Below are 20,788 nucleotides of genomic sequence, written 5' to 3' on the forward strand. Positions count from 1 at the left end.
AATTACCGAATTTTGGAGTAAAAGATGAATAACAACCAAACTGCAACTGAGCAACAAAATGACATCGCTGTCATTGGTGTATCATGTCGTCTTCCTGGAGAAAATAACTCCCCTTTTGATTTTCATAACTTCCTAATAAACGGTGGTAATGGCATCACGGAAATTCCTAAAGAGCGTTGGGATGTCGACGCCTACTATGATAGTGATCGCGATAAAGCAGGAAAAATGTATGTTAAAAATGGAGGTTTTTTATCTGGTCTATCGTTATTCGATGCCCCTTTCTTTGGTATCTCCCCTAAGGAAGCCCCCTATATCGACCCGCAACAACGCTGGGCACTCGAAGTCGCCTATGAAGCGCTAGAAAATGCAGGATTAGATGTTGATAAGCTTAGAGGCAGTGATACTAGTGTATTCATGGGTCAGTTTATGCACGACTTTGAGCAATTACAAACCGATAGCAATGCCCATGAATTGGTTTCTAGTCACTCTGCGACAGGGTCTTCAATGACGCTCACGGCGAACCGACTATCCTACTGTTTTGATTTTCACGGTACCAGTCTTACGCTTGACACCGCTTGCTCCTCCTCACTTGTAGCACTAGATTTAGCATGTAAAGCGATTCACAGCGGAGACAGCCAAATTGCCTTAGCTGGTGGTGTAAACTTATTACTGAGACCAGAGATGACAATGTCGATTTGTAAAGCCTCCATGCTTTCACCTGATGGGCTCTGTAAAAGCTTTTCTAGCGATGCGAATGGTTATGTTAGGAGTGAAGGTGTTGCGGTAGTCGTGTTAAAAAAGCTGTCTGAGGCGATTAAAGATCAAAACCCGGTTCTTGCGATAATCAAAGCAAGTGGTACGAATCAAGACGGCCAGACTAGCGGGATCACCGTACCAAATGGACATGCACAGCAGCAACTTTTATCAAAAACCCTGGCCATTGCAGGTCTTACTGGTAGTGATATAGATTATGCAGAAGCACACGGGACTGGCACTGCAGTCGGCGACCCTATCGAAGTAAATGCGCTAGGCACTGTACTCGGTGCGCGATCCCAAGAGATAGAGCCGTGCTTAATTGGGTCAGTTAAAAGTAACATCGGCCATACTGAACCAACAGCAGGGATAGCTGGCTTGATTAAAACGATCAATGCCATGAATAGCGGCATAATCCCAAAAACATTGCATTGTCACACTATTAACCCCGCTATCAACGAGGCACAATTAAATATAAAAATAGTGACAGATAACACTGCTTGGCCAAATAGGGGCGATTACACTCCTCGTCGCGCTATTGTAAATTCGTTTGGTTTTGGAGGTACTAATGCCAATGTCGTGATTGAGCAAGCACAATCAACCTCCAGATCCTGCTCTACCCGTCCTAGTTTGTTGCAGCTATTCGTCAGCGCAAAATCAGCTGCTGCGCTTAAGTTACAAGTATCCGCCTATCTAGACCACTTAAAACCACTTGATGAAAGTGACGTACCCGATTTTTGTAGTAACTCAGTGTTATTACGGACTGCCTTTAAAAATAGAGCGGTTTTCACCGCGCGAGACAAAACCGCTTTGATTACGCAACTTGAAGACTTTATTTCCGAGCGGCCCAACAAAGTTAATCGTAGCGCAGCCTCCCAACCAACCTCCTCTGCCCCAATCGCTTTTGTTTTCTCTGGAATGGGAACTACTTGGCCAAAAATGGGACAAGCTTTATATAGCAGCAATGCTTTATTCAAGGCTGAGCTGGATAAAGTTGACATCGCACTACAACAACATGTGTCATGGTCTTTAATTGAGAAAATGCACTATGCTGATGACGAAATACATGAAACACAATACGCACAACCAGCAATATTCGCGATTCAAATTGCATTGTTTAAGCTATTAGCTCATTACGGTATCAAGGCTGATGCCATCGTTGGTCATAGCGCAGGAGAAGTAGCAGCAAGCTATTGTGCTGGTGTTTATAATTTTGAAGAGGCGCTTCGTATTATCTATCACCGTAGTCGGCTACAACAAACAACCGCTGGTGAGGGGAAAATGCTAGCTGTTGGAATCAATGAAACCCAAGCTCAAATGCTTTGTAATAAGCACTTTGGAGCTGTGTCAATCGCTGCAATCAATAGCAAAACTTCTATTACTCTCTCTGGTGATACCAACAATCTACAAGCAATCTCAGATGAGCTAGAGCTACAGGGCAAGTTTTCTAGATTTTTAAACGTTGAAGTGCCATATCACAGTCCAGTAATGGATAAGCTTAATAAGCCACTGATTGATTCTTTGTCACCTCTTCATCCAAGCGAACCAAATATTTCACTATACTCCACCGTGACAGGTTCAATTGCCGATTGGCAAAAGTGGACCGCTGAATATTGGCCTCAGAATGTTCGGGAGCCAGTTTACTTTGAAAAAGCGATACAAAACTTACTGGATGATGGCGTAAGGAATTTTATTGAAATTAGTCCGCATACGGTACTGTCAAATGTTATTAAACAGGTGGCCTCGGACCTCCCTATTTTTGCAACCTCTTTTATGATCCGTAACGAAGACGACGAACTCCAGTTTGCAGCAGGGTTGGGAGCTTTAGCAACATCAGGTTTGTTAGACCCTAAAGAAGCTTTACATGTGAAAAATTGCCCCCCTAATCACAATGTTCGGCTACCAAATTATCAATGGGAACATCAATCCTACTGGCATGAGCATCCTGATGTTCAACTTTCTCGCATTGAAAACAAGCAAAAGCGAGACGCTTTCTTAGATCTTAGTTTGCCAACACTCGGTCAACAGTTACTCAGCCAGCAGCCTATTTGGCAAAACAAAATCAGTACAAAAAATCAGCAGCACTTAACAGGACATCAGGTGGGTAATGAAACCATCTATCCAGGCGCGGCATACATTGAAGCTGCATTGCAACTGGCTCGAGTCCAAGCAGACGATACGAAATACACCCTCAGTGATGTTGAGTTTAATAGACCATTATATCTCAATGATGAGGAGATCACTCTTGAGACTCGACTTAATGTTGAAAACTCAACTATCTCTTTGTTTAGCTTTGAAAAAGAGTCCTGGTTCCAGCAAAGCCGATTTACTGTGGAGTGGAGCGAAAAAACAATCATCCAAGGCAAAACTTTTGACCAAAACACACGAGAATTTGAGCAGTGTATAAGTAAAGATGAGTTTTATACTCATTGCCATCGCTTAGATATGAACTATCAAGCACTCTTTCAAAGTGTGGTGCAATGTTGGAAATCATCATCGCAGGTTTTAGTAGAGATACAATGTGACTCTCAGGAAGACTCGAAAGTTATGTTAAGCCCTATGTTGCTTGATGGAGCTTTTCAAAGCTTCTTTCAATTAGTCGAACATTCGTACCTTCCTGTGAAAATTGATGAAATTATCTACCATCAAAAGCCCCCTAGCCATTGCTTCTCATTACTTGATGTAACCTTACTCAGTGATCCGCTTTGTGTTGGCGATCTAAATATCTATACGTTAGACGGACAGCTTTGCATTTCCATTTTAGGAATAGAGCTAAAAGCCAATACGCAACATCAGCTGAACCCTTTAAAAGAACTTAAATATCACTACACTTGGCAAAATTTGACAACGCCTATAACCAAAACAGAAACTCAGGCCAATACGCTTTGTATTCTTCGAAAAGGCTTTCCAATAAAAGGCTTAGGGCATTATCCAGTGGTTAATATTAGCAGTAACGATGATGTTGCTTTGATCACAGAAAAGTTAACCCCTTATTTAACCAGCACTGAACGCTTAATTATAGATCTTAGCCATTTATCCGATATCAAAATGCCAAATGAATGTCTTCCGCATAGCATTATCGATGAAGCTTTGGTCGCACCACTTAGCTACTTTCAAGCGATCCAAGCTGCAGCCTGGGGTAAGCCATTAGAAGTAATCGCCGTGACGAGATATGCTCAAGCTGTTAGCCAAACTCTAGTTAACCCCTTGCAAAGTGCGCTTTGGGGTATGTTGAGAGTATTTGCCGCTGAAAACCAACAATTCAAGCTCAGATTACTAGATATAGACCAACAGCTATCTAGTGTTGACACCTTTGAGCTGCTACTTAATACAAAACAACTCAGCGATACTGAAATGGCGATTCGTGATGGTCAAGCTTTCGTTCAACGACTTGAGCATCTAAGTTCTCAAGCTTGCGCTGAAGATAAATATTTTACCGTTACTACGCAAAAATCAAAATATTACAATTGGCACCTTGATGGGGAAAGTTGGGTTGCCTACGAGCATGATGACGAAAACAAAACTACTCCTGTACATGCCATCTCAATCAACCGTGCAGTTTTGGCAAATCGACCTAGTTACTTTGTTTATCAGCTTAAAGATGTTGCTGAACCCAAAGTAGCACTCGCCAATTGTGGCATCACCAATTACCTAGATAACACAGTGCCGTTCGTGTCGCTACCTGACATTAGTACATCTTGGTTAACTGAAAACTTAGCGGTTGTTCATCAATCTCTTGCCTTAGTGCAAACACTTTTGACACAAACTACTACTGTGACTTTTTTTAGCCCTACCACAGCTGCCAGTCTTGCTGCTATTTCCTGCTTAAAAACCGCGGGGTGCTCCATTCATATTATTGAATCAGCCGACCATCTCGATGTACTAGAACCTATTGACATCTTGGTCATTGATACTGTGATGACGATGCCAATCATACTGCAAGAGAAGTTAAGTTACGGCGCACATATTGTGAGTGCTGAACCACGACCAAAAACTAAATTAAATGAAGCCAACTACAACTATATAAAACCTACAATACAGTTAAATAAAACCCAATCTATAGAATCATTACATGCGTTTATAGTTCAGATTGTCGAGTCATTAAATGAGTATGAACAGATAGCTTTAAGTCAACCTTTGAGCGTACCAATTGATGCACTCACAACAAAGTTTCAACAGGAATATCAAGTAGTAACTCTTAACACTTTGCCTCCGGTAGCACGCCTAGCACATGCTCCGAGTGTTCACTTCCATGACAGTAGCTATCTTGTTACTGGAGGACAAGGAGGAATAGGCCTTGAAGTGGTAACTTGGTTATTTAATCAAGGCGCAAAACAAATCTTTGTTTCGGGTAGAAGTCCACTTAACAATCGCCTTAATACTATTATCAAAACCGCTGCACAATCAGGATGCACTATTAATTACATTCAAGCTGATATTAGTCAATATAATGATGTCATTGAGTTGATAAACAAGATTACTGCTACGGCGACTCCGCTAAAAGGTATATTCCATGCGGCTGGTTTGCTTAAAGATGCAACTTTCTCAGCCCAAACAGCAGAACACATGTATTCAGTTTTAGCACCAAAAGTGAATGGCGCTTGGTATCTGCACCTCGCCACAAGCTCTTTAGCACTCGACTATTTTGTTTGCTTTTCCTCAATCGCATCAATTGTTGGCTGGGCGGGTCAAGCGAACTATGCAACTGCTAACGCTTTTATGGATGGTCTATGTGTCGCTAGAAGACAGCAAGGGAAGCCGGCCCTTAGCTTAAATTGGGGACCGTGGTTAGAAGCAGGCATGGCGGCACAACTTTCAGAACAAGAGCAACAAGCTATGTTGCAAGCTGGAATGCATCCGCTCACCTCTAACGAAGGGGTCATTGAATTAGCACGCTCACTACAAAGTGCAAAACCTCAAATTGGTATTTTCAAAGTAGATTGGCTCAATGCAAAAATGGCAACAGGTAGTAGCGTATTTTCACAATTCCAATCAACAGACTTAAATAAAGATGAAGATCCAATAAAAGCCCAGTTACTTGAGGCAAGTTCAGCATCTCGACATACGCTACTCGAATGCCGTATCAAGGATGAATTAGCTAAAGTACTTGGGTTACAAGATGCCAACAACATTGAAAGTGGCTCCAGCGTGTTTGATTATGGCCTCAATTCATTAATGGCTATAGAGCTTAAGCAGAGATTGCAAACACTTTGTGATAACCCCCTTCCCGCTTCTTTAGTTATGAAACACGATTCCGTAACTAAGCTTACGAGCTTTATCGCGGCCTTATACGAAGAATATCATCAACCTGCAATTGATGTCGTTACCAATGAACAAGTCGTAAAGGTCACTTTATAATGGAACAGTTAATTGAAAAGTGCCAAACGCTTGGTATTTCATTTTCACTCAGTGTTGATGACCAACTCGAGTTACACGCGAAAACACAACCAAGCACTGAGTTGATCAATGAAATAAAAGCGGAAAAACAAAACCTTATTGCGATGCTAAAACGCAATAAAATGAAACAGTTAATACTCAAACTGTCACAGCCGATCAAGACAAGCCGGTCACACACGCGGTCTGAGGTATCATTTCAACAACAACGTATGTGGCTGGCTGATTCGCTACGAGAGGGAGCGACTGAGTATCACCTTGCTAAGGTATTTGACCTAAAGGGATTACTGAATTTAGCGCTTTTTGAACAGTCAATCCTACATGTTATTGCTCACAACAACATACTGACAACTCAATATCAAAAGACAGACTCATCAATACAGCAATACCTTGGAGACAACAGCACTGGAGTCTTTAACATACATAAATGTTCAGGTTTGAGTGACTCAGCTATATTTACCGCTATCCAGAAATGTGTGGAAAAGCCGTTTAACTTAAGTAGTGAAAACCCTATTCGTGTTGAGCTGTTTCAAAAAAGTCCTAATCATTATTACTTTGTTTTTGTAATACATCATATCGCCGCAGATGGATGGTCTATTGCGCTTTTTTGTCAACAGGTTGCGAGCGTCTATGCTCAATTAATTGATGGGCTCTCCGTTGACACAGAATACGACTCCATAAGCTACATTGACTACGCACTGTGGCAACGCGCAGTTCTAGAACCACAACAATTGGATTTACTCAGTCAGTGGTGGCAAGCCAAACTCAAAACTTGTACAACAAATGTTACTTTTCCTAGTGATAAAAACAGACCTTCTTTCTCAGATCTGCCAGCACAGGTTTATACAAGCCATATCAATAGCGAGCAGTTTGCATGCATAAAAGCATTTGCTAAAGCACACGCTTGCACTCCTTTTACTGTTGTTTATAGCTTATTTAATGTTTTGCTCGCATTCCACAGCAATGAAGAAGATATCGTGATTGGTACTCCTGTGGCCAATCGAGATCACCCTCAATTACAGACGTTAATGGGCTTTGTTGCCAATACCGTTGTACTTAGACAAAGTGTTGATTTAGGTAGTTCATTTGCTACGTTAGTGCATGCTGCAAAACAGCAAACCAGTGAAGCATTTGAGCATGCGCATTTACCATTTGAAGTGCTGTTAGAAAAGATATCGATCCCGAGGCATCATAATCAGCCACCGTTGATTAACATATTCCTTGCTATGCACAATATGAAGCCTATTGTGCCAGAGTTAAAAGGTATCGAGATCACACCGACCAAGCAACAATTTCGTAAGGCTAAGTTTGATCTGACTCTCGATATATTTGAGCATTCTGATGCGTTGTTGTTAGAGTGGGAATATGCGTGTGATTTATATCATCATCAAACTATCGAACAGCTAGCCGAAAACTTCTCACACCTCTTGGATACCTTGCTACGAAATGCAACCTCACCTATGTCCTCTGTTGCTTTTGTCGCGCCAAAGCAACGCAACGATATTCAACAAAGTTGGCAAGGTGCACATAGAGACTATAGCAAACACGATGCTTTACCCGAGGCTCTACAACATACATTTGCTCAATATAAAGATAAGATTGCGATAGTAGACGATTCTGGAACATATAGTTATCAAGCGCTACAAAAACTTGTCGAGAAATACACTACCCTCATCCAAACACAACCACTTCACCATAATTGCTTTATTGGCGTGTATTGTCAGCGCTCAGTTCATATGGTTGCGGCGATGTTAGCTATCTTGCGTAGTGGTCATGCCTATCTGCCATTAGACCCAGACTACCCAGTAGTAAGAGTTGAGCATATGGTGAATGATTCAAATGCACAACTTATCTTATGTGATTATAAATTGGAGACACGCTGCCAACTCTTTAATGTTCCAGTGCTGAGCTTACAATGCAACCATGGAGAAGTGGCAACTCATGAAGACTTATCGCCTTGTACCGCAATAGATTCACTTGCTTATGTAATTTATACCTCAGGTTCCACGGGTAAACCCAAGGGTGTTACTGTCTCCCATCTTGCATTAAGAAATTTTATAACCGCGATGCAAGAAACATTTGTACTAAGTACCAATACCCGTGCACTAGCAGTGACTTCGATCTCATTTGATATTCATGTATTGGAATTATATCTACCGTTACTCAGTGGCGGCAGGATCCACCTAGCAACCGCGGAGCAAGGCAAAGACCCTCAACAGTTACAATCGCTTATCGATAGAGCAGGTATTAATTTTATTCAGGCAACTCCGACTTCGCTCGGTATGCTTAAGAACTTTAATGTACAATTTAGTGCTAATACCACAGTGCTAAGTGGTGGAGAAGCGCTGCCATTGGAGTTGCAACACTACCTCAACCAACAAAATGTTTCTCTTTGGAATATGTATGGGCCAACTGAAACAACGGTGTGGTCATCAATTGCATTATTAAAGCATGATGATGACATCCATCTAGGGAAGCCCATTGCCAATACTCAATTTTATGTTGTTAATAAGCATCACCAAATATTGCCAAGAGGTGCCACTGGTGAACTGCTCATCACTGGCGATGGGCTAGCTAATGGCTATTTGAATCTCCCCCAGCAAACCGCTGAGAAATTTGTATTACTCAATATCACTGATACCCAAACTAGCGCTTATAAAACTGGCGACTTAGTGAAAATTGATAGTAAGGGACAACTGATTTACCAAGGACGTATAGACCAACAAATTAAGCTAAATGGTTTTAGAATAGAAATTTCTGAAATAGAAAACACTATCTCTCAATACCAAGGTATTGACGCCGTAGCCGTGGTGCTGAATCAGGCTAATATGCTAACTGCCTTTATCGTTACCCAATCGCCCAAAGATATAAATCTCATCGCATTGCGCCAGTATATTGCAGAGCGATTACCACACTTTATGCAACCCGCTGAAATAAGGGTACTTGAACAATTACCGCTTACACCAAATGGCAAAACAGATAAACTCGCACTGTCTAAACGAGCGCAGCTCGAGAACAATACCCAGCATACAGATGGCATGTTGCAAGGCTACTCTAAGACACTGCTTCAACTTTGGCAAAATAAGTTACACCTAACCACTTTTGATCCGTTTAAGTCCTTTTTTGAACTTGGCGGCAACTCAATTCAATTGATCGATCTCGTTGCGACCATCAACCATGAGCTCAATCTATCTATTACAATAAAAGCCTTTGTTAGTAACCCTTGTTTGGATCATATGGCCATGCTTGTGGGCCAAGCTCGGTCTGATGCATTCGACACGATAAACCTGACTGTAGATGAATCTAGTTATGTAGATAGTGACGCAATACAGATACCTAGCCTGCCTAATCGTCAACATCTACTGGCAATGGGTGGTAAAAATCACCTTTGGGTAGTCAATCATACTATGGCACTAAAAGACGAAGATCACACGCTGACTTATGCGTTAGTTTATCGTGCACTTACCCTACTTATCGCTCACCACCCAGCATTCAGAACTACGTTGCATCCCGAGTCGCAAACTGAATATATTCAAAGTGTAAAAACCACCTTATCACAAAAAATATGCTTTGACTTATCCCACTTGGATGTCGACCAAATCGCCCCCTTTATCACCAAAGAGGTGAATACGATTCGTTTAGCATCAAGTTTATTAAGACTCTTTTATATTAAGAAAAATGGCAGTGTGTTCCTTACCTTGTCATTACACCATCTTATTTTTGATGGTTTTAGTATGGAGGTCTTTGCAAGAAACTTAGAGTTAGTTGTCTCAGCATTGAAAGCCGAAGAAACTACATGCAAACTTCAAAAAGACCCTTATATTAACTTTGCCCGTGCATATCAAGACTATTTTAGTCAACCCTTGAGTTCGGGCCTGTGGCAAGAAGACCTTGTGTTTTGGCAACAAGCTGCCAAGCGGCAAAATCAAAGGATGTTTTCCGTAGAACAAGTGATGAAGGCTAATCAAGGTAAATCTCAACGTCATACAATTACTGCGCTACCACTTCAACTCAGTGATCACATTAAGCAGGTTTCAAAACAGCTTGGTGTTTCACAAGCGAACTTACACACGGCAGCAATCGCCCGCGCACTGCAACAGAGCCTCACACTGAGTACTGTCTCTATCGAGCTCTCTCAGTTTAATCGGTTTAATAGACATATTGATGTTGCTACAGAAGCGATCGTTGGCTATCTCATTTCGCCAATAACTTTGATACTTGGAGAACAGGCATTTACATCACTAGATGCGACTATTTCGTCTGTAGATAGCTTTTTAACATCTGCTCCTCACAATGCCACGGGTTACTATGCATTATCACATTTGAACCCAGATCCTAAGGTTCAACATGCCCTCCCAATATTGCAAACCGCTGACTTTAACTTCAACTACCAAGGTGAGTTAAATACATCGACAAACCAGAATATCGTCACCGAGCTGGAAGACTGGCACATCAAACTAAAGCAGACCATTCCATTCGTTATTTCGGATGAAACAACATCAAGCCCATACAGTTTGTACATTTCAACCTATTTTGAGCAAGGCCAGCAACGAGTGTTTATCGGCTATAGCGCGCAACTGTTTGACAAACAACAAATCACAACTCTGACAGAACAATATATAAATAATCTAAAAGGAATGTAGCAATGAAGTATTTTTATTTAATGGTGTTCATATTTTGCAATTTTGCAATTGCGAACACCAGTAATACGGAGTTTAAACTCAAAGGGTATTACGATTCAGATTTTTATCACCAAAAGTTAGGGCTAACAAAATCGCAGTTTGACTCAATTGCAAATCAACTGATCCTAGTTGTTGATCAAATGGGTAAAAAATCTGTTGATGAGTTAATCCAAATAGCATATTTGGAAAACCCACAAAGCGAAACAACCACTGCACTTGCAGCAGTAAGATACCTTTCCAGCTCGTTAATGGCCAACAACACACTTACAGCAGAGTCATTAGAGCACAGTATTGTAGCCCTCTATTATCTTGAGCGACTTAATACCATTTCAAAAAAACATGCTTGGGCAAAACAGGTCCGAATAACGCTTGGTAGAGAGGTGAATAAGGTGCTTGAATACGAGGCACTTACCGTGAATGAACAGCTGGAATCGCATGCTCAGTTTCACCATGCTTTCAATGTGCAGCCCGAGCACGGAGTTGCAGCTGGACTTGCTTTGGTGGATAGCTTAATTGCCGATCCTGGAAATGTGATGACCTTAACTTTAGTGACAGGTTCAAGACTTTGGCTAGGCGGTGAAGTGTCATATTCTGATCCAAATACGCTGTATTACTTTATTCTAACGAGTTTCTACAGTACCAGAGCTATTCTTTTATCTCACGAATTAGAGAAACAGGCAAAACAGTCCGCAAGCACAAAGAAGACTATGAGACTTTCTTCAATTCTTGGTGGCTGGACTACCTTACCTAGACGCTGGCTTGCAGAGATACACCACGATCCACTCAGCCAATCACTGATAGAGCAAGAGCATCACCAGTGGTTTTCTATCAACCCAGGGTTTCATTCGATAACGCTCGCCTCTAGTTACTTTAATGAAGATCCTCGATTTTTTTGGGGCTATGGCTACTTGATGCAAGGGTTAGGTATTTGTAATCAAAATCTACTGTTTAGAAGTTGTGCTGACGACCCCCGGTTTTCATTTAATCGACTGGTTTTCTTAACCACAATTATTGACTATTCAATAAAAGCAGGCGATTTTGATACAGCGCAAATGCTATTAGGGGCGAGGTATTGGCCCGAGTTCCATTGGAATGACTGGTCTCAAGGTCATGCTCCATGGCAACTAAGAGAGCAAAATATGCAACTGTTACATGAACAGTGGAATAATGCTGATGCATCAGACGATCTCCCTTTGATCACTACGATGAAAAGGCAATGGGGTGATAATACGATGACCTGCCAAACATGCCACCAAGAACAGAATCGCAGTTGGACAGCTGAAGAAAAAGAGCGAGCACGTACCCCCTCACCTAGTGTTGAGTATTTACAGTTTTGGCCTGAAATATCAACCAGCTGGACCGGAGACCAACACACCACATTAAAATGTGACAATATCAATTCATGGCAAAGTAATACGGTTTACCGAGCGAAACAGCAAGTTGTTTATCAACATGCGTTATTTGAAGCAAAATGGTGGACACGAAATGAGGTACCGTCAAAATCAAAACAGTATGATGTATGGCAGTTTGTTGGGTTTTGCCAGACTGGCAGCGTAAAATAATATGCAGCTACTGTCCAAAAATAGTAAATTTCACCTCCATTGGGTTGGCGTTATGCTAACCCAGATAGGTGCATACTTTACGCTTATCGCCCTTCCTTGGTTGACGCTGTCTGTTGCGAATAATAACCCAACAACACTTGCCATTATCATGGCTTGCTTTGGCATACCTCATAGTATTTTTATTTTGCTAGGTGGCTCGATTGCCGATAAGTACTCACCGCTTTTCGTTATCAAATTATCACGCTTCGGCTTTGCATGTTGTACGTTGATATTTGCACTCGCGCTTTACTTCATCACCCCAAGCATCTGGCTACTAGTCGGCTTTGCAATCTTCGCAGGTGGATTTTCAGCGCTCGGCTTCCCCGCAAACCAATCGTTTATTCCACGAATTGTGCAACATGACGATATTTTGAAAGCCAATGTACTTACGATGGGAAGTAGCTTTGTAATCCAAGCTTGTGCACCCGTAATGGCGGGATTTTGCTTATTATGGATTAAACTATATTTAGAACGTCATGGATTGGTGAATAGCAATATTGATCATCTTACTTTTGCTTTTCTCCTTGATGCAGCTTTGGTGTTTATAGCGGCCTGTTGCACCTTGAAAATCAATCTAGGAGAAAAGAATGAGACCAAAGCTCTATCAAAAACACATACTTTATTTAAAACAGTGCAAACGAGCTTCCACTATAGTTTTACACATCAAAATCTCAAAATCATTCTGTTGTACTTGATGCTCATTTCAATCCTGATCCATGGCCCACTCTTAATCTTGCTTCCATACCTTGTGAAGGTGACTTTGAATATGGATGAATCAGCACTGAGCTATTTATTGGCAAGCCAAGGAATAGGCACTTTTGTCGGCGCAACTTTAGTCGCAGTTTGTAAGCCGAATATGCAAAATCTCGGAAAATATATCTTATGCTTTGACCTCATTACCGCGATTGTGTTTATTCAACTTGGTTTTCAATCATCTCTCGTTTTGCTATGTCTAAGTTTAGTCACGATTGGATGTGCTGCTGGGTTTACCGTGGTTGCAGGTACTACTTGGTATCAGGTGAATATTCCTATAGAGAAGCTGTCTGGCGCCATAGCATTCGTGCTGTTCGCAATCCACGGATTGATCCCACTTTCTTCCATGCTGATTGGTACTCTGATAGAACTATTTAACGTCGCACAGATCACTACCGTATTTGGTACGTTTACTGCCATCATTTGTTTTGTTGGTTTACTTTCTCCCAAGGTAAGAAATATGGGTAAGGTCCTATCTGTAGATACCGAATCTAAAAATGCACCTCAGGACATAACAAGTAATGCCTAAATACCTTAATCATCCTTTTCCTAACAAATCCAAATCATGGTTGGATCTGTTACAAGGAAACACGCAACTTTTTGCTTCAAAACCAGAAATATTAGGCAAGCCTAAGTTCAATTATGTTGAGGTATACGAAATCAATGACACGCTCCCCCCAAAAGTTAATGTTGAAGCATTTGCAACTTCAATCCGTATAGGAAAAAATGCCTACTTAGACTCTAGCAGCGCAGCCGCATTTCCGAATGATATCGTCAAATTAACCGCTGTAAAAAGGCCTGGTCACCAGCCTGGTAAAATCTCTATTGGTGATAATGCTTGCTTACAAGGAACAGCTATCGTTAGCTATCAAAGCGTCAAGATTGGTGATAATGCTTTATTTGGGCCAAACGTCATCATCATGGACTGCGACGGTCACACCTTGAAAAATAGAAATGCTCCGGATGAAGTATCAAGACTAGTAGCAAGACCTGTATCTATAGGCAATAACGTTTGGATAGGCTATGGCGCGATCATCAATAAAGGCGTAACAATTGGAGACAATGCGGTCATTGGAGCTGGAAGTGTCGTAACAAAAGATGTGCCTGCCAACACGATGTTTGCAGGCAACCCCGCTCGGTTCATTCGGCAGTTAACATAATACCGATGATATTCATCCTTCTGCCGATTTGATTGATGAGCTGTAATATAAGCTCCATTAATAGTTATTAGTAAAATTCATAAGGGGTTAATAAAGCACAAAGTCGGCTACAGTCTCTTTGCTAGATACTTCACTGGGTGTTGTCGCTAGCAAATAGCTCAGCCTGGTCAATAAATAGGTCCGCTGTGTCCTCACAATAAGCTAAGGCTTTTGTTGCAAGCGAGTCCAGTGTTGTTCCGGCCTCAATATCCAAATCGGATAACCCCATTCCACATAAGATGCTATACCATGATGCTTTCGCATATGCCGAATCTCCGAGCAATTCTTTATACGAGGATTCGAAATCACCGGAGGAAGTCCAAGCTTGTAATATCGCATTTAAATTAGCTGAGATACTGTTATTTTCTCTACAGTCTTGCCAATACTTTCCTTCCTTGGAATTTATTTTATAGTGACACACGACGTAATCTCGCACGCTATCAAATTGATCGTTTATTTTTTTGTTAAGTTTTTCTGCGCTATATTCATTTTCGACACCATTAATGTATGACATCACTGTATATTGTACTAGCATAAGTGCTGTTGCTTCTAAAGGCTCAATAAAACCTTGTGATAGCCCAACGGCTAAACAGTTTCCTAAAAAGTGTTCATTAAGCCGGCCAACTCGCATTTTGATATGTCTTGCATGACACCCTTTGCCCTGTTCCGGCAATAAGCTTCTTAACTCATGCTCAGCTTCATCACTAGACAAATATTTACTTGAATAAACATAGCCATTACCATCTCTATTGCGTAACGGTATTTGCCAACGCCAACCACAGCTCATCGCGGCCGAGATAGTTTTACTTTCTAATTGCTCAGTAACTTTTGGTGTTTGAATAGCCACTGCAGCATCGTTAAACAACATATCGCTATAAGAATGAAAGTCTCTTTTTAAAGCTTTATTTACCAAAACCCCAGAAAAGCCTGTGCAATCTACAAATAGTTCCGCCGTAACGGTCTGTTTTGTATCGAGTACTAAAGAGTCAATATTTTTGTCGCTGTGGATTACACTATCGACCGTCGCTTCTTGATAAATTACACCTCGCTCAATGCTTTTTTCTTTGAGGTAATCACCTAGTAATGCAGAATCAAAGTGATAACCATAATCAAGCTCAATGGGCAAAGGCTTCTTTGTTATTATCGCTTTGTGTTTTTTCGCCAGTGATGCTGCTACAAAAAAGTTGTCTGGCAGTACATTAACCCGCTCTCCTTGTCGCCATTTTTTTGCTTGTTTTACAAAAGCTGTGCTTGTTTGGCTATCCAGAGCTGAAAAAAATGGATGAAAGTAACTCTCATAGCCCTGTACTGTTGACCAGTTTGGAAACTGAATGCCGACCTTGTAGGTTGCATTGCACCTTTGCATCCACTCTTTTTCATCGATATTTAGTGATTGAAAAAAATATTTTAATGCAGGTGTTGAGCCTTCGCCTACACCTATTACAGGCACATCAGGTGACTCTATCAATATAACTCTTGTATTAACCCAATGAGACTTAAGTAAAATAGCGCTCATCCAGCCTGCAGTGCCACCACCTATAATCGCGATACTTTTGGGCACACTGTTGCTTATTCTTTCATTCATAATTACACCTTAGGAAACTTGTACTCTTTTAGTTTTTCTATAAGCTCCCTGTGATTAGGCAGTTTTTCCTGCACTAAGGTTCTATATTTATTAACTTCCGCAAACATAGCGCGTGCTTTTTTTGTTTTCTCAGCACTGAGTCTACTCGAATCAACTTCTGTCTTAAAACCCATACCATAAAGTACATATTGGTAACTATCCATGACAAATGGTTCGAAAGCACTAGCAAAATCATACTTACTTAAAGGGTTATTCTGCCAATGGGCTAGTTTACTTCTCAGCTCGTCAGGAATACTGTTAATATTTTTATTATCTAGCCAAAACTGCCCATCAGTTCTTTGAGACAAAACATAATGCATTTTTATAAACTCAATGGTTTTATTCCACCGAAATAAAAAAGATTGATTAAATTGCTTCTCTATAAACTCAAATTCATGCTGTGAATGAGGAAATTTGTCACATAACATATTTACAGCGGCTTCCACTAAAAAAATAGCTGACGCTTCTAATGGCTCTACAAACGCAGCGGAAAGCCCAATAGCGACACAGTTTTTGTGCCAGAATTTTTCTCGATAACCAACTTGAAATTCTAAATGCTTCGCAGAAATGTCGTCGGTATTAATACCTGCGTACTCTCTAATGCGTTGCTCTGCACAATCCTTACTGATATATTTGTCACTATAAACAAACCCGATCCCTCGCCTAGATTGCAATCCTATATCCCAAATCCAACCCTCAGGCTGAGCAGTAGAAATCGTTTCACAAGCAATAGGACTGTTGGGGTTTTCATAAGGAACTTGCAAAGCAACAGCTCTATTTACAAATAAAGTATGCGATAGGTCAACGAACGGTACTTTCATTGCGTCACCAAGCAATAAACATTTAAAGCCTGTACAGTCGATGAATAGGTCGGCGTGTAATTTTTCACCCGTGACCGTTTCTACATATTCAATACTACCATCACTCTGAACGCTAACATGTCCAATATCAGCGATAATGTGTCGGACTTTCATTTTGTTTACAGCTTTATCTTTTAATAGATTGGCAAATTTAGCTGCATCAAGGTGATAGGCATACCCTTGTAGCCCTTCATATTGAGGTGTCGTGATATTTTTAGGTGCTTTACCCTGCTCACAGACATCTCCTTGCATACTGACAGCTTCAGAGTATGGTACTTCTCCAGCAATACCGCTCGACCAAAAGGGCGCAAGGTTAAACTCCCAAGGATCGTAAAGTGATGTAAACAAATGGCGGTAATAAATGTCCTCGTTTTCATCAGCCACTTTTTTCCAATTTACAAACTTAGCGCCCTGCTTGAAGGTTGCATCACAGGTATTTAAAAATTCAGTTTCACAGATATCAAGAGTTTTTAGCGTATCTCTGATCGTTGGCCAAGTCCCCTCACCCACACCAATAGTTGGAATATTGGCTGACTCAACAATACTCACTTCTATGTCACTGCCGCTATCAATAAATTGTTTGGCAAGTCTAGCTGCTGTTAACCAACCGGCGGTACCACCTCCAACAATTAATACTTTTTTTACCATGCCACTACTCACTTATTTACCTAATCTACTTTAGCACTATCTATAAAAAAGGAAGGCCTAAGCCTTCCTTCTCTTTTTGGCAAACCTAATTTGCTTAGAAACGGAATGAAGCACCAACGAAGTAACGTCGACCATTCTCAGCGTTGAATTTAGTATTGTTAGTTATACCTGCTGTGGTGTGCTCAACTTCATTTAAAAGGTTAACGGCTTCAAAAGAAACGTCAATGTTTTCCGTTACATGATAAACAATTGACGCGTCTAAATAGCCTCGAGAACTAGCAACATCTGGAGTACCAAATGTAGAGCCATTGAAGAACTCATCACGCCAGTTATAGGCTAAGCGCGCTGCAATTAGATCGTTTTCGAAATAACCTGAAATGTTGAATGTATTTCTAGAATTACCAACTAAGTCAGCTTTCTTACCATCTTTATCTTCGCCTGAAGCATCTGAGTATGTGTAGTTAGTTACAATACCAAAGCCATTACCAAAGTCCTGCTGATACTGAACTTCAATACCCTCAACATTACCATTACCACCATTTTCTTGAGTTGTTACAGTCCATATTCCCGGATTATCAGCGTCTGGAACAAACTTCTCTACCGTCGCAGGCAGTACGAACGACTCTAATGATTTACTAAAGAATGTAACTGAGAGCATTGAAGACTCGTTAAAATACCATTCAGCACCAAAGTCAAACTGAGACGCTCGGAATGGATCTAGCTCAGGGTTACCCTGGTTCACAAGCTGTAATGTAGGATTGGAGCCTGAGTACGCTGGACTCAAATCAGTATACTTTGGTCGTGCAAGTACTTTTGCGGCAGCGGCGCGGAGAATCACATCTTCTGATAAATTATACGCGATATTTACACTTGGTAGCCAATCGGAGTATTCGCTTTCATGCTCTACTAGTTTAGTTAGAGAAGGGTCATAAGCAATTGCAGTTAAATCAGTTGAAACATGGCGTAGACCTATGTTCCCTCGATAGTTTTCACCACTAAAGTTACCTTGAACATAAAAGGCCAAATGATCTTCTTCTAGCTTGGAGTAACCAGTTCGGTCTTCAAATTCAGAAACACCGGCGTCAGAATACATAAAGTTAAGCAATTTTGCGTGGTCTGGTTTTAAAAACTTATCAACCGTTGCATCAGGTCCTGATTCCGGAAGCATTGATTCTGTCAGACCACCATTAAAATCTGCCACTGTTTTATTGTCAAAAGCACTTTGATTTGTGAAATTTGATGCAATTTTCTTTTGACCAGTTTCATGATCCCTTACTTTAAACCCTGCTTCAATCGAAGTGAAGTCACCAGAGTCTAGGTGATATTTAATATCTGCTTGTAAATACGCTTCTTCATCATACTTGGGGCTTCGACTAAATGAAGGGGCCATAAACTCATCATTTGCTAACTTCAGAGCTGAAGCATCTGTTCCGTCTAGGTTTAACCAACGGTGACCCAACCCTTTTGAAGTAATTTCAAACTCAGCATCTGAATATCCACCCCACTGTGCACCAACTTCTTTATCAGTGCCGCCTGTTGCTTCTGTTTTACCAAACTGTACAGTTAGTGTGTAGGCATCCGTTTCGTAGTTAACCGTAAAGTCTAGTACCTCTGTTTCCATCGTGGCTTCACGATAGTAAGCATCGATCACAGCATCATAATCAGTGGCGCCGTCAGTTCTATGAATACCTTTAACCGGCAGATCATCGTTAGTAGCAGTGACCTCTAAATCCGCACCAGAACGCCCAGGCATAATCAAGTAGTTACTATTTTGGTTGTTTGCCTTTAGCTCTGTAGTGAAATAGTGAGCAACCATATCTAGCGAATCATTAGGTGCCCATTGAGCAGTAATGTCATATGCCGTGCGCTCACGTTCCTGATCAAAATGCGCAACACCATTACCCCAAGTCCAATAGTTCTCACCTTGGTGACGGACAGTATGACGCTCGGCAGAAGAAATAGCTCCTAGAATACCAAAAGTCTCATCTTCATTTTTCCAGCTTGCTAAACCTGAAAAAGCAGGGTCTGTACTCTCTGATAGTTCGGAATACTGTGCTTCAACAGAGCCAAAAAAGCTATTAGATTCCAAATCTAGAGGTTTGCGTGTACGCATGATTATAGTACCGCCCACACCACCTTCATCTAATTTTGCTTGAGGCGTTTTATATACTTCTAGACCTGAAACCATTTCAGATGGCATCAGCTCAAAGTTAAATGAACGACGGGCTGGATCTAAAACGTACCAACCTGTTGACGCAACCGACTGGCCATTTAATTGTGTTTTGGTTAAATCAGGATCTGTACCCCTAATGGAAACTTGAGAACCTTCACCAAAATCTTTGCTAATTTGTACACCAGAGATACGCTGTAGAGAATCAGCAATGTTCTTATCTGGGAAGTCACCAATATCTTCAGCAGTCACCGCATCAACAACGGAGTTGGCAAATCTTTTCGTGTTCATTGACGCTTCTAAAGAGCGGCGAATACCGCGAACTTCAATGACTTCTACGTTTTCTTGTACTTGATTTTGACTTTCTTCTGCAGCAACAACGCCTGAAAAGCCCGCACCTAGTGCGATGCTGACGTTAACTGCAAGTAAGCTTTTTTTGAAATTATTAGCTAACACAGGATTCCCCTTGAATCATTTTGTTGGTTTTTTAAATCACTTCTGCCCAGTGATGATGACAACGCTGTCATCTAATAACAAACCATACACCCTAAATTACATATTCGCTACAATTTTTTTGGCCTGTTATTCAAAAAATATTCATATAGATATATATCTTATTGATAAATATAAACTTAAATATAGCCAAGATATGGTTTGTTACAAAAACGAATGGAGAATAGCACAAAAAATTTTGCTGCTGTAGAGTTTTAAGATGGAATTGTCTCAATAAAGGGACATTTTAATTATCTGAATACACACAAGGGGATGTGTATTCAATTCCCTCATCAAGCTTGGGCAGAAGCTGAAGATGAGAATCAATATCAATGACAACGCTGTCATTATAGATTTATCTGTAAGTACTGTCTAGTTATTTTAAGAGAAATTTTTATGACAAAGGCCTATAAAATCTAAGATCAGCGAGTTAGTTATCACTATCTTTTGCACAAATTTGAATACCCCATTACGGGACTTGTTGATTTTCTCGGGGTCATGCTTTGAATAGGAAAAATTTATTGCCTTTATTCGCAAGAAGTAAGAAGTAAGAAGTAAGAAGTAAGAAGTAAGAAGTAAGAAGTAAGAAGTAAGAAGTAAGAAGTAAGAAGT

8 protein-coding genes are annotated in these 20,788 nt (G+C 40.9%); 5 read left to right on the top strand and 3 right to left on the bottom strand.

Going from position 1 to position 20,788, the window contains the following annotated elements; translation table 11 throughout:
* Positions 1-24 precede the first annotated feature (24 nt).
* The 5 genes from DRB05_RS00865 to DRB05_RS23070 are packed head-to-tail and all read left to right on the top strand — an operon-like array spanning position 25 to position 14,343.
* Complete coding sequence (locus tag DRB05_RS00865; protein WP_128725260.1) at positions 25-6,111, top strand: type I polyketide synthase; 6,087 nt, start codon at positions 25-27, stop codon at positions 6,109-6,111.
* Complete coding sequence (locus DRB05_RS00870) at positions 6,111-10,790, top strand: non-ribosomal peptide synthetase (protein WP_128725261.1); 4,680 nt, start codon at positions 6,111-6,113, stop codon at positions 10,788-10,790. Before DRB05_RS00865 ends, DRB05_RS00870 begins: the two co-directional genes overlap by 1 nt.
* Positions 10,791-10,792: 2 nt before the next feature.
* Complete coding sequence (locus tag DRB05_RS00875; protein WP_128725262.1) at positions 10,793-12,391, top strand: hypothetical protein; 1,599 nt, start codon at positions 10,793-10,795, stop codon at positions 12,389-12,391.
* Between the two features lies 1 nt (position 12,392).
* Positions 12,393-13,712, top strand: coding sequence for an MFS transporter (locus DRB05_RS00880; RefSeq protein ID WP_128725263.1), 1,320 nt, complete (start codon positions 12,393-12,395; stop codon positions 13,710-13,712).
* On the top strand, positions 13,705-14,343 hold the full coding sequence (locus DRB05_RS23070) for an acyltransferase (RefSeq protein WP_128725264.1): 639 nt from the start codon (positions 13,705-13,707) through the stop codon (positions 14,341-14,343). The genes DRB05_RS00880 and DRB05_RS23070 overlap by 8 nt, the downstream gene beginning before the upstream one ends.
* 130 nt (positions 14,344-14,473) lie before the next feature.
* Here the strand turns inward: DRB05_RS23070 and DRB05_RS00890 are convergent, their stop codons facing one another.
* The 3 genes from DRB05_RS00890 to DRB05_RS00900 all read right to left on the bottom strand — a co-directional run bounded on the left by DRB05_RS00890 (position 14,474) and on the right by DRB05_RS00900 (position 20,140).
* Complete coding sequence (locus tag DRB05_RS00890; RefSeq protein WP_128725265.1) at positions 14,474-15,967, bottom strand: tryptophan halogenase family protein; 1,494 nt, start codon at positions 15,965-15,967, stop codon at positions 14,474-14,476.
* Between the two features lie 2 nt (positions 15,968-15,969).
* Positions 15,970-17,514 (bottom strand): tryptophan halogenase family protein, encoded by a 1,545-nt coding sequence (locus DRB05_RS00895; protein WP_128725266.1) that lies wholly within the window; start codon positions 17,512-17,514, stop codon positions 15,970-15,972.
* Positions 17,515-17,608: 94 nt separating this feature from the next.
* The gene (locus DRB05_RS00900; RefSeq protein WP_128725267.1) at positions 17,609-20,140 is read right to left on the bottom strand and encodes a TonB-dependent receptor; all 2,532 of its coding nucleotides are present in this window, start codon (positions 20,138-20,140) and stop codon (positions 17,609-17,611) included.
* Positions 20,141-20,788: the final 648 nt, after the last annotated feature.

Source organism: Pseudoalteromonas sp. A757, from assembly GCF_004103285.1.
Classification (GTDB): Bacteria; Pseudomonadota; Gammaproteobacteria; order Enterobacterales; family Alteromonadaceae; genus Pseudoalteromonas; species Pseudoalteromonas galatheae.